The organism is Bacteroidales bacterium, from assembly GCA_016709865.1.
GTDB lineage: Bacteria > Bacteroidota > Bacteroidia > Bacteroidales > VadinHA17 > LD21.
Map to the genome: position 1 here is coordinate 1726261 of JADJLX010000005.1, position 17639 is coordinate 1743899.

General features: G+C 39.9%; 11 protein-coding genes. 3 read left to right on the forward strand and 8 right to left on the reverse strand.

Features of this window, described 5'->3' with window-relative positions:
* Positions 1 to 174 precede the first annotated feature (174 nt).
* Positions 175 to 1512: a glycoside hydrolase family 27 protein gene (locus tag IPJ16_15580; GenBank protein MBK7628595.1), complete on the forward strand. Its 1338-nt coding sequence runs from the start codon at positions 175 to 177 to the stop codon at positions 1510 to 1512.
* Positions 1513 to 1553: 41 nt separating this feature from the next.
* The gene (locus IPJ16_15585) at positions 1554 to 2846 is read left to right on the forward strand and encodes an acetylxylan esterase (protein MBK7628596.1); all 1293 of its coding nucleotides are present in this window, start codon (positions 1554 to 1556) and stop codon (positions 2844 to 2846) included.
* Positions 2847 to 2988: 142 nt separating this feature from the next.
* On the opposite strand, the gene IPJ16_15590 is transcribed toward IPJ16_15585, so the two are convergent.
* Positions 2989 to 5640 (reverse strand): glycoside hydrolase family 3 C-terminal domain-containing protein, encoded by a 2652-nt coding sequence (locus IPJ16_15590; protein MBK7628597.1) that lies wholly within the window; start codon positions 5638 to 5640, stop codon positions 2989 to 2991.
* A 76-nt stretch (positions 5641 to 5716) separates the two neighbouring features.
* Here IPJ16_15590 and IPJ16_15595 point away from each other — a divergent pair, with 76 nt between their 5' ends.
* On the forward strand, positions 5717 to 7156 hold the full coding sequence (locus tag IPJ16_15595; protein MBK7628598.1) for a sulfatase: 1440 nt from the start codon (positions 5717 to 5719) through the stop codon (positions 7154 to 7156).
* Positions 7157 to 7159: 3 nt separating this feature from the next.
* Here IPJ16_15595 and IPJ16_15600 read toward each other — a convergent pair whose 3' ends face one another.
* The 7 genes from IPJ16_15600 to IPJ16_15630 all read right to left on the reverse strand — a co-directional run bounded on the left by IPJ16_15600 (position 7160) and on the right by IPJ16_15630 (position 17511).
* The gene (locus IPJ16_15600; protein ID MBK7628599.1) at positions 7160 to 7762 is read right to left on the reverse strand and encodes an ankyrin repeat domain-containing protein; all 603 of its coding nucleotides are present in this window, start codon (positions 7760 to 7762) and stop codon (positions 7160 to 7162) included.
* Entirely contained in the window at positions 7759 to 8877 is a 1119-nt protein-coding gene (locus tag IPJ16_15605) for a DUF5009 domain-containing protein (GenBank protein ID MBK7628600.1), read from the reverse strand. The genes IPJ16_15600 and IPJ16_15605 overlap by 4 nt, the downstream gene beginning before the upstream one ends.
* 174 nt (positions 8878 to 9051) lie before the next feature.
* Positions 9052 to 10224: a metallophosphoesterase gene (locus IPJ16_15610; protein MBK7628601.1), complete on the reverse strand. Its 1173-nt coding sequence runs from the start codon at positions 10222 to 10224 to the stop codon at positions 9052 to 9054.
* Between the two features lie 76 nt (positions 10225 to 10300).
* Positions 10301 to 12097, reverse strand: coding sequence for a RagB/SusD family nutrient uptake outer membrane protein (locus IPJ16_15615; GenBank protein ID MBK7628602.1), 1797 nt, complete (start codon positions 12095 to 12097; stop codon positions 10301 to 10303).
* 11 nt (positions 12098 to 12108) lie between these two features.
* Positions 12109 to 15330: a TonB-dependent receptor gene (locus IPJ16_15620; GenBank protein MBK7628603.1), complete on the reverse strand. Its 3222-nt coding sequence runs from the start codon at positions 15328 to 15330 to the stop codon at positions 12109 to 12111.
* A 313-nt stretch (positions 15331 to 15643) separates the two neighbouring features.
* Positions 15644 to 16690 (reverse strand): DUF4974 domain-containing protein, encoded by a 1047-nt coding sequence (locus tag IPJ16_15625; GenBank protein MBK7628604.1) that lies wholly within the window; start codon positions 16688 to 16690, stop codon positions 15644 to 15646.
* Positions 16691 to 16923: 233 nt separating this feature from the next.
* On the reverse strand, positions 16924 to 17511 hold the full coding sequence (locus IPJ16_15630; protein ID MBK7628605.1) for an RNA polymerase sigma-70 factor: 588 nt from the start codon (positions 17509 to 17511) through the stop codon (positions 16924 to 16926).
* Positions 17512 to 17639: the final 128 nt, after the last annotated feature.

The following is a 17639-nucleotide window of genomic DNA, read 5'->3' on the forward strand; positions in this document are numbered from 1 at the left end:
AAAATAATTAAACAAATGAGAAATCTGCATTTTGCTGATTTTAAATAATAATTGAACAAACAGGGAATTTTATTGAATTTAAATTGTCTAACTTAAAGGATAAATTTTTAAACTTAACTAAAGTCCAGAATTCATATAATTAAACCCGTTTTGTTTTATTAAAAATTTAATAACATGAAAAAATTAGTCTTTTTTGCAGCAGTACTTTTCCTATTTGCCAGTGCTGCAGCACAGAAATTTGAAAAACTTGCAAAAACTCCGCCGATGGGCTGGAACAGCTGGAATAAGTATGGCTGTAATGTCAGCGAGGCTCTCATTATGCAGATGGCTGATGTAATGGTGAGTTCCGGAATGAAGGATGCAGGTTATGAATACATTGTGATTGACGACTGCTGGCAGATCTCACGCGATGAAAATGGCGAGATTGTACCTGATAAAGAGAGGTTCCCGCACGGGATGAAGTATGTTGCCGATTATGTACATTCGAAAGGACTTAAATTCGGCATCTATTCAAGTGCTGGCACAGTAACCTGCCAGCGTCGTCCCGGAGGTTTCGGATACGAATACCAGGATGCCCGTACATATGCCAGATACGGTGTTGATTATCTTAAGTACGACTGGTGCGGATCAACATCGCAGGATGCTAGGTCCACTTATACAAACATGAGAAACGCTCTCTACAAAGCGGGCCGACCCATTGTGTTCAGCATATGTGAATGGGGACAGAGCAAACCCTGGGAATGGGCAGGTGATGTGGGTCACTTATGGAGAACAACAGGTGATATCAGCGACAACTGGAACAGTATGATCGGCATTTTCAGACAACAGAAAGAGCTGGCTAGATATGCAGGACCTTACAAATGGAATGATCCTGATATGCTTGAAGTTGGAAACGGCGGTATGACAAATGAAGAATACAAAACCCACTTTGCCCTGTGGTGCATGCTGGCTTCTCCTCTGATGGCAGGTAATGATCTTGCCACAATGACTCCGGAAACTAAAGCCATCCTCATGAATAAGGAGCTGATTGCTATTAATCAGGACACCCTTGGCAGACAGGCAACAATCTACCGCGATAATGGCGATTATCAGATCTGGGTTAAAACCCTCTCAAACAATGAAAAAGCAGTTTGCCTGCTCAATACCAGTGATGAAAAGAAAAGTGTACTTGTAGATTTCTCCCTGCTTGCATCAATCAGAACCTTCGGCAGAGGATTTGGCGGACCAGGCGGTATGCCGGGAGCACCGGGCGCTCCACCAGTAGGAGCACCGGGAGCAGGAGCTGCCAGACCTGCAACAGCAGGAGCCCCAGCAACAGGTGCAGCACCTGCAGCAGCAGCACCCCCTGCAGGCTTTGCAGGAATGGGCCCCCGCGGCGGACCAGCTCCCAAACTAGAAGATTATATTGTAAGGGATCTGTGGGACCACAAAGATCTGGTTCTGAAGGAGGCATCTGTTTATGTTGATATGCTGCCTCATTCAGTAAAAGTCTACCGGTTTATTAAAAAATAATTCGATAAATTAGGAGCAATAATTATTAATTCATTTCTGCTATGAAAAACAAAATCTTATCGCTGCTTCTGCAGTGTGTATTATTATTCACTTTTTCAGTAACTGCTTTAGCACAATCAAATACCGGATTGATTAAAGTAATTATTGCTCCTGATCATAAAGACTGGACATATAAAATAAACGAACAGGCTAAGTTTTCTGTTCAGGTACTTCAGTACGGAAACCTTGTAGAGAATGTTACAATTGATTATGAAACTGGTCCTGAGGCACTTCCTGACGTAAAAAAGGAGGGTGTCGTATTAAAAACCGGAAAAACTGAGTTCACCGGAACCATGAAAGTACCGGGATTCTACAGGGTAAGAGTATGGGCAGTTGTTGACGGGAGACGATATGAGGGACTTGCTACAGCAGGATTCGAACCTGAAAAGATTCAACCAACTGTTAAAGATCCGGCTGACTTTGATACTTTCTGGACAAATGCTATTGCAGAGGCCAGAAAAATCAATCTTGATCCGAAGATTACGCTGTTACCGGAGAAGTGCACCAGCGATGTAAATGTATATCATATCAGTTTCCAGAATGAGATAAACGGATCGAGAATATATGGTATGCTTGCAATGCCAAAAGCACCAGGAAAATACCCGTCTATTCTTAAAGTCCCTGGTGCAGGCATCCGTGCTTACTCAGGTGATACAAGATTAGCATCTCTTGGATTTATAGTGCTTGACATAGGTATTCATGGAATTCCTGTCAATCTCGATCCGCAGGTTTATACAGATCTGGCAGGAGGAGCTCTCTATGCTTATAACACTGTAAAAATGAATGACCGTAACACTCACTACTATAAAAGAGTATACCTTGGATGTGTCAGGGCGGTTGACTTTCTTGTTTCTCTTCCTGAATACAATGGAAAGGATATTGCTGTTACAGGTGGGAGTCAGGGAGGAGCGTTAACAATTGTTACAGCCGGACTTGATAAAAGAATAAAATTCGCAGCAGCACTCTATCCTGCACTTTGCGATCATACCGGATATTTAAATAACCGCGCCGGAGGCTGGCCGCACTATTTTAAAAATACTCAGCCTAAACCCAATGAAGTTGAGACTCTCGGCTACTTTGATGTGGTGAATTTTGCCAGAAGGGTTACTGCTCCCGGTTATTATACCTGGGGATATAACGACCTGACATGTCCGCCTACTTCTATGTATTCGGCTTATAATGTCATTACAGCTCCAAAGCAACTTGCTCTGTTTCTCGAAACAGGTCACTGGCAGTTTCCTGAAGAGACTGAAGCATTAAACAACTGGCTCGTAAAACAACTGAAAGGCCAGTAAGAACTAAATCCATTTTAACCACAAAGTACACAAAGGATACTCAAAGAACACAAAGGGAGGCATTGTATTTCAGGTCTTTGTGACCTTTGTGTATCCCGATAGCTATCGGGACCTTAGTGCCCTTTGTGGTTAATGGATTTGATTAATTAGTAAAAGGAACTTCTTTCCCCGTTAATCTGATCCTTCCTGTTAAGACCTGTGTAAACTGTGGGTCGAGATAACCTTTGAAACCAGGTTGCTTACCTCCAACCGATAAAGTAAAATAACCCGGCTCTATAACTCTTTTATCCTTATTATTGATAATAGAGAACTGCCTGGGATCAAGCGCAAACTCAACATCCCTGCTCTCGCCCGGTTTTAAAGTAACCCTCTGAAATCCTTCAAGCTGTCTGACAGGCCTTGGGGTAGAAGCTTTTTCATCAGTGAGATAAAGCTGAACCACCTCATCGCCTGTTACTTTTCCGGTATTTGTTACTGTTACCTTTACTTTGATTTTATCACCGGCAACTGAAGTGGCTGGTAATGTTAAATTACTGTAAGAGAACGTAGTATAGCTTAATCCATATCCAAATGGGTATAATGGTTCCTGAGTAAAAAACCTGTAGGTCTTGCCTGTCATATTATAATCTTCAAAAGCAGGTATCTGGTCTATTGATTTATAATATGTTACAGGAAGCCGTCCGCCCGGATTATAATCACCAAACAGCACATCGGCAACAGCATTACCTCCCTGCTGACCTCCATAACCGGCAAGCAGTATTGCCGCGGCTTTCTCCTGGGCTTTATTAACAGATAATGCCCCTCCGTTGGTAAGAATAACAATGACAGGTTTCCCTGTTGCAGTTACAGCTTCGAGAAGTTTCTCCTGGGCAGCAGGCAGATTCAGGTTTGTGCGGTCACCCCCAAGGAATCCTTCAGTCTTAATTGGCATCTCCTCACCTTCGAGCCTCTGCGAGAGTCCAAGAACAAGTACAACAGCATCGGCCTCTCTGGCAGCGTTAACAGCGTCAGAGATGAGATTTGGACGGGGACGGGCCCATAACAATTTCATATCGGCATCGCCTGCATAGTTCTTATAAATGACTTCAACCTTGTATTTTTTCCCGGCTTCAAGGTCAACAGAATACTCTTTATGGAATGCATGATGTTCATTTCTTTCAGATATGATTTTCTTTCCGTCGAGATAAACCTCATAATATGACGATCCCCAGCTTCCGATAGCAAATGAGCCGGTTTCGGGAGCTACAAGGTATGTTGTCCACTTCACTCCGAAATTATCATCCGGAAGGTCATATCGGGGAGAGAGATGCTCCCAGTAAAAGTTGATCTGATCGTCAATCCTTGTAAATTTTGGTTCACCTTTCAGATCCCTGTTATCATAATATTCGCCAACTGCTCCCTGAAGTCCATCAGCAGTAAGAAGATATCGTGATGGGATTACAGTCAGATTATGAACGCCATCAGCCAGATCACTTCCTTCCGCATAAATAATTTTTGTCTCGGGGGATAGCTTGTTCTTAATACCCCTGAGGACTGTAACAGGATCTTTTGATATCCCGTTATAGTTTCCAACCAGCGACTCAAAGTTGTCTGCGTTTGGTCCGATAACAGCCAGGGTTTTAATATCTTTTTTAAGAGGAAGAATATTCTCAGCATTTTTAAGCATTACTATTGATTTCTGAGCAGCATTTCTTGACAGTGTATTGTTGTAATCGGAACAATTCACAAAGAATGGAATCTGTGCATAAGGTACGATCTCATCCGGATCGAACATACCAAGCTTAAACCTGGCAGTGAAGATCCTTTTTACGGCAACATCTATATCTGCCTCGGTAATTAGTCCGCGCTCCACTGCTTTCATCAGCTGCTTATAATCGACTCCGCATTCTAGATCGGTTCCGGCCTTTACTGCGGCTGCGGCAGCTTCAGCAGCATCTTTCGAAAACTTCTGAAATTTCCAGAAATCTGAAATAGCCCAGCAGTCTGATACTATATAACCTTTAAATCCCCACTCATTTCTGAGGATCCCATATAACATAGGATTGGCACAAGCGGGATAATCCCTTATCATATTGTACGCACCCATAACCGAATATGCTCCGGCATCCATAATAAGTGTACGAAAAGCAGGAAGATATGTCTCCCTGAGATCAACTTCGCTGACTTTCGCATTAAATTCGTGCCTCAGCGGCTCTGGTCCTGAATGTACAGCATAGTGCTTGGCAGTAGCAACAACTTTCAGGTATTTTGGATCATCACCCTGCAATCCTTTTACAAACTCTAAACCCATTCTTCCTGTCAGATAAGGATCTTCACCATAGGTCTCGTGTCCCCTTCCCCACCTTGGGTCGCGGAAGATATTAATATTTGGTGACCAGAAGGTAAGTCCCTGATATATACCTGTTTTGCCTCTTCTCTGAAACTCATGATATTTAGCCCTGGCCTCGTCAGAGATTGCACTGGCAACATTAAACATCAGACTTTCATCCCATGAATTGGCGATCGTAATCGACTGGGGAAACACCGTTGCGTAACCTGCTCTGGCCACACCATGCAGAGCTTCATTCCACCAGTTATAGGAAGGAATTCCCAGTTTCGGAATTGCAGGAGCAGTATAAAGAAGCTGATCAGCTTTTTCCTGAAGTGTAAGTCTCGAAACGAGGTCATTCACTCTATCCTCAAGAGGAAGTGAGGGATTCCGGAAAGGAAATGAATATGGTACCTGCTGTGCGCTGGTGAATAATGAGGAAAAAACCAGCAAAAACAGGATTGCAAGAGATGATGCTTTTTTCATAATTAATGTATTAGATCTGAGTGGAAAAGTATAAAAAATCTTTATAATAATTATATTTATACATAATTGAATTAAGATGGAAAAGCTATCATTTCTTTTAATCGGATGTGCATGTATTTCAGGATGTTCTTCAGGGAAACATGAGGTAACAGACGGGAGTAAACCAAATATAATTTTCATTCTTACAGATGACCACCGCTGGGATGCAATGAGTTATGCAGGTAATAAAATAATCAGGACACCCCAGATGGACAGGCTCGCAAGTGAAGGGACCTGGTTTAAAAATGCCTTTGTTACTACACCAATAAGTGCTGCCAGCAGAGCATCATTACTTACCGGTATGTATGAAAGAACTCATGGATATACCTTTCAGCAGGGTCCGCTTAAGGAACCTTACATGCAACTCAGCTATCCTGTAATTCTGAAGCAGAACGGATACTATACCGGTTTCTTTGGCAAGCTTGGAGTAACGTATAAAAACGCTGAAATGCTATTCGACACTGCAGACATTTACGATCGCAACGGAAACTTCCCCGACAGAAGGGGTTACTTTTTTAAAACCATAGGAGCTGATACTGTTCACCTTACAAGGTATACCGGATTTCAGGCTCAGGAGTTCATTAAAGATGCTCCATCGGATAAACCATTTTGTCTGTCATTAAGCTTTAGTGCACCCCACGCACACGACAATGCACCGGAACAGTACATATGGCAGAAGAAATCTGATGAACTGTATTCTGATATTACAATACCGGATCCTCTTTTAGGGGAGGATAAATACTTTATGGCTTTACCAAAAGAGGCCAGGGAAGGCTATAACAGGTTACGCTGGACGTGGAGGTTTGATACTCCTGAAAAATACCAGAAGAGCATTAAAGGTTATTACAGGATGATAACTGAAATAGATGATGAAATAGGCGAACTGAGAAAAGTGCTTGAAGATAAAGGCATTGCAGAAAATACTATTATTATTTTAATGGGCGATAACGGGTATTTCCTGGCTGAACGCCAGCTTGCTGATAAATGGCTGATGTATGATAATTCCCTGCATGTTCCCCTGATTATTTTTGATCCGAGAGCAAAAAAACACGGCGATATCAGCGATATGGTACTTAATATAGATATTGCCAAAACTATCCTTGATATTGCAGCTGTTGAGATTCCTGAAGAATATCAGGGAATAAGCCTTATGCCATATGTCTGGAATAAAAAACCTGAAAAAGTAAGGGAAGAAATCTTATTCGAACACCTATGGAAATTGCCTGAAATTCCTTCGAGTGAAGGGATAAGAACCAACGAATGGAAGTACTTCAGATACAGGTTTATTGAAGCTCCTGAAGAACTATATGACCTGAAAAATGACCCCCTTGAAACAAAAAATCTGGCTCCGGATCCTGCCTATAATGAAATCCTGAGCAGACTGCGAAAAGAGTGTGACAACCAGATTGAAAAGTACACAAAAGCCAAACTTGTTTCAGATTATACTCCTCCTGAAGAAATTGACAAATCTTTTTGATTATTATTTATTCAGCGTCTGTAACAATATTACAATTTCTGCATGTCCGTTGCTTTTAGCGAAAGCAAGAGCATCATCTCCATCAACGTCTTTCAGTGACGGATCAGCTTTATTTGACAGCAGCAATTTTACAACTTCCAGTTGTCCCTCAGAAGCAGCATACATCAATGCTGTGAAATGCTCCTCCTTATCAGTGATATTCGGATCAGCAGATCTGTCAAGAAGGAGTTTTACAGCTTCGGGATACGGACCTGAAGAAGCCATCATAAGGGCAGTCCGGCCATAGGCATCCTGAATATTAACATTAGCACCTTTTTCAAGAAGCCTTCTGATGATTGTGGTATATCCGTTATACGAGGCATACATCAATGGTGTCCTTCCGTCAGTGTCAAGTGTATCAACAGCCATACCGCTGTCGAGTAAACTCATTACCCGGTCTGTCAATCCATTTACTGCTGCTTCGTGAATTGACATCGAAGGCATAGTGATATCAGCAGCAGCCGGGACACTTATTTCAACAGACTTACTATCAACCTTTCTGGTTCCGCAACTAAACAAAAGAGGTGAGCCTAAAATTAATAGAAGTATGTGTAGAGTTCTGATCATATCTTTATGAACAACTTGTTCTTATAAAGCCAGTAACAAAGGTACCATAAAGCAGCCCACACCATCAGACTTGTTACAATTCCGACAGTTATTTCACCTGCCCAGGAGAAAACAGTTGTCGGGAATGGAGTTAAAATTTTATAGACCAGACCTGCTCCGCCTGACTCAAAGAAGACGTAAATGAAGATACAGTTCATACCAACGATCCTGAACATTTTCGAGCCATTTACAAAGATCTTCTTAACATCTATAAGCCAGTATGAAAATGTCAGGGCAAGAATTGCATAACCACCACTTGTAAATACGAATGAAGCTGTGGCAATTTTCTTGATTATCGGAGTGATATTCAGGAGATCGAGAGAGTAACCTATAACCAGCCCTGTTACACCAGCGATTATCAGCAGTTTAATTTTTTCACCGGCAGGTTTAGTGCTCATCAGAAGCTTCCCGCAAAGAACACCCCATACTGTGTGAGCGATAGTGGAAAAAGCATTTATTGATGCCCAGATACTCGTTTTCTCGACACCTTCTATTTTTATATTTGCCCAGGCACCAAGATTCTGATAAGCCACCCATGGCTGATTAAAACCTTCAACCGGAAAGAATCTGTATGCAAGATCCATAATCAGCAAAATAGCCAGAGATAATGTCATTTGAAACCAGAAGCTTTTATTTCTGATCAGGAAGGCAACAAGGTAAGTAACAGACAATTGGGTAAGAACGTCCTGAAGCCTGAAGACAATTTTACCCGGACCAATCCAGTAGAGGGCCCAACCGAGGAAGAACAGAAGAAATGCTCTTTTATAAGCATGAAGAGTTATTGTCCGGTCCCCCTCTCCTTTCTTGATCCTGTTGGCAACAGCAAATGGAATTGCAACACCAACGATAAACATGAAAAATGGCTGTATAAGGTCCCAGAAGTAAAGGCCATGCCACTCATGATGTTCAAGCTGTGTACCGATAAACTGAGTTAAGCCGGTGTCTATCTTTCTGATATGGGAATAGAGCCTGGTACTTTCACCTATAAGCAGAAACATTGTGAAGCCACGGAAAAAATCAATTGAGAACATTCTTTCCGCTATTGATGAATTCTGATTTACATCGCTCTCTTTCATAACACTTAAAAATTAAATTTTATGCGTCATTAAAGTACTGTTTTTTATTAATTATTCCCAATAAAATTCCAGACCAGTGAATCACCCTTGGTTTTAAACAAGAAGAAACCTGATTTCTTTGTCATGGCACTGCCATAACTTACATTTATTGATAGTCCTGTAAAAAACAAGTTATCAGTTCAATACAAGTTCTGATGGTTTATTTCCATCCGCTGTGATAATTGATGCCTTAACTTTACCATTAATGATATCACATTTTATAACTGCATTATTGCTGTTAACCAAAACCGGGAAGTTTATTTTCCCTGCCTCAGGCTTGTTGTAAGAATACCTGTGAGTGTGTCCGCTGAACATAGCTGTCACATTTGCCTCATTCAGAACAGGCAATAATGTTTCCCTCAGGTGAATATTCCCATGCCAGTTTCCTTCCATTGGAGGCATATGCAGAATCGCAACTTTGACTTTTGAATCCAGGTATTTCTTCGACTTTACAGTTTCTTTCAGCCATTCTGCTTCTGCATTCCGGTAGGCATCGAAGTCTGCCAGACCGCTGTACTCTATATCAGAATCTGGTTTATCTTCGCCGCAATCGAGCATCAGAAAAGAGACATCTCCCACATTAACAAGCTGATAGATATTATCAGACTCTTTTGGAAAATAGTCTATAAGGTAATCTGCGAAGGTTCCTCTTGTCTCGTGATTACCCCTTGTAAATAGTATTGGAACCCTTGATGCAAATATTTCCACTGAAGCATCTATGAAATCAGTAAATAACTGTTCTTCGTTGTTAAGGGATGAAGACATATCTCCGTTAAAGATCACCATATCAATTTTTCTGAAGTCAATTCCTTTACTGACATCCTTCATAAATTGAGATCGGCCATGTAAATCGTTGAATACTAAGAATGAAACTGAATCATCCTCATTACTGAATGTACGAAATGCAAGCGAATTCCTGCTATATGCGGGATTGGCCACAGTAATTCCATAAATAATCTTCGAATCAGTCTCCCATTGTATAACCTCCTTCGAGAAGATTGCATAACGATATCTGGTACCCGGAGTCAGATTATTTATTCTAACCTTGTGCAGGGTTGATGTTCCCTGTATCCTGCCATATTTTGAATCGTATTTCTTTGGCCGTTCATACCCATAAAAATTAGTGCCATCATCGGGAGCAACTTCAGCCCATGCTATTGCCTTTTTATTGGTAGTCCATACGATCGTTACTCCGGTTTCACTCATATCACAGAGGTAAGGACCATGCGTTATCCTGAAGTTCTCCTGTGAAAGTCCATTAAATGTCAAGACAAATATCAGTATGAAAAGTAAAAGTAATTTCTTCATTCTTATAAAGTTTAGTGTTAAAAGTAAGATAAGTTGCCCTTGCGGGCAACTTATCCAAAACAAAAAAAAGAATGTCCTAATATCCGGGGTTCTGAATAAGCAGACTGTTCTTGCTCATTTCAGCACGCAATATTGGGAAGAAGTATGCTTTATCCTGCCATGCCCATGTTTCAAAATTTGAAGAAGTTATTTTTGGGACTGTTGCAGTTGTTTTATCAGGATTCATTTTATAAACTACTGTAACTTTCTTTATCGGATGATAAGCTAATGGTCCTATTACCCATCGGCGGACATCAAAGAAGCGCTGCTCCTCAAATGACATTTCGATTCGCCTTTCATGACGATACCTGTCGCGAAGAGCTGTACCAGATTCAGTAATATCAGGCATCCCTGCCCTTTTTCTGATCATATTTATATAGGTCCTGGCTTCAGCATCCTGTCCTAATCCAATACAAGCTTCGGCATAATTAAGTAACACTTCTGCATATCTGATCCAACGCCATGTCGTGGTCATGTTGAAATACTGAACATCAACTGTAGGATCCTGATATTTCCGCAGATAATAGCCAGGATATCCTCCATTCCAGTCTTCAACTCCACTTGACCTTGTATCAAGTCCCCAATAAACCTTCATTGAATTTGAAGCAGCATCCCATCTTTCCCATGATCCGACCTGCATTACACCTACAGGATCTCTACCTTCAACATCAGCAGGACGTTTTTTCCATTTTGCACCTTCATAAAAAATATCAGCATAAAAACGAGGCTCACGATTTTTGTATGGGCTTGCTGCATGAACGGGGTTCGACCAGCTGAACTTTGTTCCATCTTTCATTTCATAATCATCAACCATGTCACCTATAGGGGCATTTGTTCCCCATGCATGGTAACCATTCGGCTGACTTACAAGACCAAATATCTGTCCTGAATTTACTGTGAAATATTTAACAAAGATATCCTCCTCAGTGTCTTTTTTAAGGAACATGTCGTTGTAGTTCTTAGCTACAGAATCCCCTGGAGCTGGCGAAGCCATGTAAAGCTTATAACTTCCCAGATCTATAACAGCCTTAGCTGCATCTTTGGCTGCCTGCCAGCGTGCTGTTCTATTGCCGTCTGTGTATCCAATAAGTTCAGGATTTGAATAACCCGGAAAAACAGTTGTATTATATAGGTCACTGGCTGCATAAATAAGAACTCTGGCTTTTAAAGCCATAGCTGCCCCCATTGTAGCACGCCCCTTATTTGCCCCGGTATTATTCACTGGTAATAAACCTGTAGCAAGATCACATTCTGAAACCATAAAATCAACACATTCTTTATACGAGTTCCTGGCTATTTGAAATTCTTCAGTTAAGCCGTATGGTTTTGTTATAATCGGGACTCCACCATAAACAGCTGTAAGAAGATGATAGAGATAAGCTCTTAAAAAATGCGCCTCACCAACTATCCTGTCTTTCATAGTCTTACCATCAATAATAGTTTCGTCGAATGGTACTTTATCAACATTTGCTAAAAGCAGATTACAAAATCTTATTGTCTTATAAAGATCATTCCAGCTTCTGTATCTGCTTGGGGTGCTCCATCCGGGAATTTTATCGACAGTCAGAAGTCCATTGTTAAAGTTTTTCGAATCACCATTTCCACGATAATGAGATTCATCAACAATATTAGATTTCAACCTGCCATTAGTAAATGGTTCATCAAGCCGCCAGTATATCTGGTTAATGAAGGTTTGTACCAGAGCCGGATCTTTCCAGACATCTACATCTGAAAACTCAGTAAGCGGTTTTGTTTCAAGAAAGTCTTTGTTGCATGATGTCATTATGACAGCAACAAAGAGCGCTATATTAAATATAAAAATATTTCTTCTCATAATCTCTGTTTTTAAAAGGTCATGTTTACTCCAATGTTAAATACTTTATTGAGAGGATAGGATGTCGCTGATGTCGACTCCGGATCGAAATCATCAATCTTATCAAGTGTTATCAGATTAAGTCCATTAAGGTAAATTCTTAGGCCGCTGATTCCAAGCTTATTGATTGAAGGAACATTGTACCCAACTTCAAAATTTTTCAATCTGACATAATCGGTATTCACCAACCAATAAGTATTATTTTCATTATCTCTCCAATACTCACTATAACGGTTCCATGTTCTCGGTTTAGTTGCATCAATATTGTCTACTGTCCATCTTCCATTTGCATCTGCAGCCCTGAAGTTTCCAGCCTCTCCCTGCATCTCATAATAATTATTTGTTACAGCACCGGTGGCCCACTGAATAAAAATGGCTGAATAGAAGTTTCTGTATTCCAGATTCAAATTTAACCCACCAGTAAAAGTAGGAAGGTTCGTTTTGTAGTTCATCTTTCTGTCGAGGCCATCTATTTTACCATCCTCATTCAGATCTTTAAAGATTACATCACCTGGTCTGGCACCAGCCCAATGAGGATATGCATCAACTGCTGCCTGATCCCTGAAAATTCCAATAGCCTCATAATAGAGTTCAGAATTCATTGGATGACCTGTAGATTTCTGATAATCAGGAACACCAGGTGTTTCATCCCAGAATACTATTTTGTTTTCCTGATAGCCTCCATTTAAAGACACATCATACTTAAATTCACCGAATCTATTTGTATATCCAAAAGTGAACTCAATACCCTGATTGGCTACTTTCCCAATATTCTCTCTTGGCAATGTCAATCCTGTTGACGCCGGAACAGAAGCATTCCTTGGCCACAAAATATTTGTTCGAAGGTTGTAAAAATAGTCACCTGAGAAAGTCAGGCTCCCATTTAACATCTGTGCATCAAATCCTATATTCGACTGGTTTGCAACCTCCCATGTTACTTCAGGGTTAGGAATACGGAGTTCGCTAAGGATTTTATTCTCTCCGGTATTGTTAAACACATAGATCCCTGATGTTGCACTGTTATAGCCATAGCTTGCGAGATACTGATAGGCAGCTATACGGTCGTTACCAGTCTGTCCCCATGATCCGCGCAATTTAAAATAGTTAACTATTGAGATATTGTCTTTCCAGAAATTTTCTTCAGAAACTCTCCATCCTAAAGATACACCCGGAAAAAACCCAAATCGTTTAGCTTCCGGGAAAATATATGAACCATCCACCCGCCAAACGAATTCAGCAAGATATCTTGAATTATAGGCATAATTAGCACGTCCAAAATAGTTTAATCTTGCACTTACGTCAGCTGATCCGGAATTATTCTTTTCAAGATCACCACCTGCAAACATCTGATCTACTGCAGTTGAAACAAAGTACTTTCTAAATGCTGAAAATGTGGAAGACTCACCTGAAATCATTTCTGATCCGAAAAGAATACTAAAATCGTGTTTCTCCTTAAATACCCTTTTATAGTTTACCAAACCATTAAAAGTCGAACGGGATCCATCAGATAATGACTGACTTAACTGGGGGTCAGGAAGTCCTTTTTTACCCTTAGTAAGAACAGGGATTCCATTTGCATCGTAAGATGTTCCATTCCAACTATATAAATACCATGGAGTTTCCCAAACTTTTCTGTTCTGAATATTCTTGTCGACGGATCCGTTAGCAGTTACAGAAAGTCCTTTTACCCATGGGATCGTTATGTTGAGTTTTAAATTACTTTCAAATATATATCTAATATCCTTATCATATCCTGTTTGATTTGTTGTGATAACAACTGGATTACTTCCATTCTCAAGATCAGGTCCATTCTCACCAGTCGGCCAATATGCCTGCTGTGTTGGATACGATCTCATCAGTGTGGAAAAAATTGAACTTGCCGATCTTGTGGGATAATTCCTGTTTTCCTGTCGGCCGGCAATGTCGAGACTCAAATTTATATTTTTTGAGATCTTCCCATCAATATTACTTCTGAAATTAAATTGCGAATAATTAGTTGCACTCTTCTCATAAATTGCATCCTGGTAGTTGCCTCCAAGTGAAACAAAATATTTGAGGCTCTCAAAACCGCCTGTAACAGAGAAATTAGCTGTCTGCTGCATAGCAGAAGGTTTAAAAGTTGATCCTATCCAATCAGTATTAGGGTAAGCCCATGGATCTGATCCGTCTGCATATTTCTGTACCTGTTCTGCTGTGTATCTTGGACTTCTTCCTGCATATACATCAATCTCATTAAGCATGGTAGCGTAGGTTGTAGCATCAGCCATCTCTGGTAAAACCGTCGGCATGCTCCATCCCTGGTTAAAGGTCAGGCTCACCTTTGACTTACCCAACTCACCACGTTTAGTAGTGATAAGGATTACTCCGTTCGCTGCCTGTGCTCCATATATGGCAGCTGAAGCATCCTTTAGAACAGTAATGCTTTCAATGTCACCCGGATTAATTCTCTGCATACTTCTGTTGGCGATACCATCAATCACAATGAGAGGTGAATTATCTCCAAGGGTATTTGATCCTCTGATTCTTAATGTTGAGTTATCATTACCAGGCTCCCCAGAACGTGTTACAACAACCAGACCAGGTAACCTGCCTGCAAATGAATTAGATAGGTTTGTTGTAGATGATGCTCTCAGAGATTCTGCTTTGACCGCACTTATTGATCCTGTAACTGTTGCTGCCTTCTGCGTTCCGTATCCGACAACGACAACTTCATCCAAACCGGTAAGTTCTGAATGCATTCTGGCATCAACTATCAGTTTTCCCTCAATTGGAAGTTCGAGAGTCAAAAAACCAATAAACGAAAATGACAGAGTCGCGTTCATATCTGCTGAAGTAAGAACATATTTACCGTTTTCATCAGTTATTGCACCCTGAGTGGTGCCCTTAACAATGACGTTTACACCAACCATTGGCTGTCCCGATGTTGCTTCCAGCACAGTACCAGTAATTCTGTTCTGCTGTTGCAGATTATAGGATTCAGTTGCAAGCAGTTTTAAACCAGCATCCTTCTCACCGGTAGTTAGTAATATTTTCCTGTCGAGTATTAAATAATTCACATCTGTTCCTTTAAACAGATCTGAAAGGATTCCATCAATTAATTTCTCATCAGCCTGAACAGTTACAAGACGACTTACATCTATTTGCTTTTGATTAAAAATAAAATAGAATTCACTCTGTTTTTCAATCTCATCCATTACCTTTTCAAGGGGAGAGTTATCCATATCAAGAGTAACTTTTGCCACCTGCGAATAGGAATCTGCTGCAAAAACAGTGGTCACACTGAGAACAACAATTAGTATCGCAATTTTAAGTTCCATAATTAATTTTTTTAGGGATGGGTGATAATGTACCCATAAATCAAATTTTTTCTTCATAACTTTGAAAGGTTTTTAGTTAGGTTATTTATAAAGAGTAACTTAGCATTACTAACAGGGAAGCGGGTCCAACGCTTTCCTGTTTTGCTTTAAATAGACTTATTTCATAGGCGCTGTATTTAGAATATTTAAACTATTTTCTTTTATTTCCGAGTGAAATAATAACTCTCTTTTTTGCATAAATGTCATCAGGTTGCAGGTTGCTGTTTTCAATTTTATAATCAATTAACAAACTGCGCTTTAGCATATCCATAACTTCTTCCAGTCCTTCATCAACAAAAGTTGCTCTTAATCTCAATTCTTCATTTAATGCGCTCTCAACGACAACGTCAACATTATACCAGCGGGCTATTCTTCTGGCAATAACATCGACAGGATCATTCCTGAAAACCAGTTTCCCCTCTGTCCAGGCCAGATACTTGGTAGGCTCTACCCCTGTAACTGACATTACCTTTTTTTCCTTGTTAAAAACCACAAGTTCATTAGGATTCATTTTGCGGAAATTAATCATCTCCTTATCGGATAGTTCTATTGCACCCTTCTCCAAAACTATCTCAACATTATTTTCATTTTCATAGGAGGCGATATTGAAACTTGTTCCCAACACCTTCACTGTTAACTCTTTGGTATTAACTCTGAATGGTCTTTCTTTATCATGAACAACGCTGAAAAATGCTTCACCAATAAGGGCAACTTGTCTGTCGTAGATGAAATTCCCATTATATCTCACACTGGAATTACTATTTAGCCAGCCTGTAGAGCCATCAGGAAGACTAAACTGAGCTCGTGTCCAGGCAGGTGCCTTTATTTCTATCCAGGTTTCTTTACCCTGATTCATATTCAGATAACCTTTCACTCCCCAGAAGATTGCTACAGGGAGAATTAGTATAGCTGCAATCCTGGCAACCCAATTTATAAGGTTTGGTTTTCTCCTGATTCTATTCCCTTCAGATTTCGTATTTATATCGTAATGAATTTTATACAGTATATGATCAAGATTTTTCTCTTCAGCATCATCATCTGAAATAATCTCGTCAAACTGAATTGACAGGAAATGCTTTAATTCCTTATCATTATCGCTATTCCCAAATATTTCTGAAATATAGCTCTCTTCAGTTTCTGAAAACTTACTGTTAAAATAGTCCTTTATTCTTTTAATATTTAATCCTGTCGCTGCCATAAAATACTTTTCGCTATCCGGAAGAGTGTTGATACTTATAATTATTTCAATTTATCCTTCTTTTGTGAAGAAAATAGATTAAGCAGTTCCTATTTACATAAGAACTGCCAATCATCCATTTAACTAACTTGTTATTAAACAATAGTTTTTATTCAAAACCATCATAAAATGTTCTACTAACATACAGTTATATCCACAACTGTCGTTTTACACCTATCAGGATAAGAAAAAAATTATTTTGAGATGAATAAGACAAAAAACAATATTGCAGAGATCTCTTTCTTATTCAGATTTGTTCTTATAAACTTCAGGGCATCAGTCAGTTGATTTTCAACTGTCTTATGACTGATATTCAGTTCCTCAGCTATTTCTTTTACACTTAATCCTTCGAATCTGCTTTTGATGAATATCAGCCTCCTTCTTTCCGGTAACTTACTTACAAGTTCATTTACATATTGGAATAACGAATCAAATGTGATTTTTTCGGTCGTATTAGTATCCAACTCATCAATAGTTCCGGCTTTCAAATACTCAGAAAGCTGAGCTTTTGTTCTGAAGTGCTTTCGAATAATATTAAAAGCAATTGTAAAAAGATATGATTTAAATGAAAGTTCCTCCTTCAGGTTTTCTCTTTTTTCCCATACCACTGTAAACACCTCCTGAACCAATTCTTCAGCTTCCTCCTCTGATTTCAGATATCCCAGAGCAAATCGGTATAACCTGTTACCATAAGCTTTAAAAAAAGAATTGAATGCCAGAAGATTACCTTCTGACAAGTTCTTCACTAATCGTGCTTCATTCTCTATCTGACTATATTTCACTTAGTTGCCCAGTTTTAACAAGCCCAATACAGAATTATTGGCTGAGTACAAGTTAAGAATTTTAAGATTATCTGTTCATGAGATAAAAACATAATAATTCTTAAAAAGCAAATCGCCGGATAATAAGA

Excerpts from the sequence above, each read along its gene's own strand:
- IPJ16_15605 (MBK7628600.1), bottom strand. The coding sequence starts at position 8,877 with ATGAAAGAGAGCGATGTAAATCAGAATTCATCAATAGCGGAAAGAATG.
- IPJ16_15600 (MBK7628599.1), bottom strand. The coding sequence starts at position 7,762 with ATGATCAGAACTCTACACATACTTCTATTAATTTTAGGCTCACCTCTT.
- IPJ16_15595 (MBK7628598.1), top strand. The coding sequence starts at position 5,717 with ATGGAAAAGCTATCATTTCTTTTAATCGGATGTGCATGTATTTCAGGA.
- IPJ16_15620 (MBK7628603.1), bottom strand. The coding sequence starts at position 15,330 with ATGGATGAGATTGAAAAACAGAGTGAATTCTATTTTATTTTTAATCAA.
- IPJ16_15585 (MBK7628596.1), top strand. The coding sequence starts at position 1,554 with ATGAAAAACAAAATCTTATCGCTGCTTCTGCAGTGTGTATTATTATTC.
- IPJ16_15590 (MBK7628597.1), bottom strand. The coding sequence starts at position 5,640 with ATGAAAAAAGCATCATCTCTTGCAATCCTGTTTTTGCTGGTTTTTTCC.
- IPJ16_15615 (MBK7628602.1), bottom strand. The coding sequence starts at position 12,097 with ATGAGAAGAAATATTTTTATATTTAATATAGCGCTCTTTGTTGCTGTC.
- IPJ16_15580 (MBK7628595.1), top strand. The coding sequence starts at position 175 with ATGAAAAAATTAGTCTTTTTTGCAGCAGTACTTTTCCTATTTGCCAGT.
- IPJ16_15625 (MBK7628604.1), bottom strand. The coding sequence starts at position 16,690 with ATGGCAGCGACAGGATTAAATATTAAAAGAATAAAGGACTATTTTAAC.
- IPJ16_15610 (MBK7628601.1), bottom strand. The coding sequence starts at position 10,224 with ATGAAGAAATTACTTTTACTTTTCATACTGATATTTGTCTTGACATTT.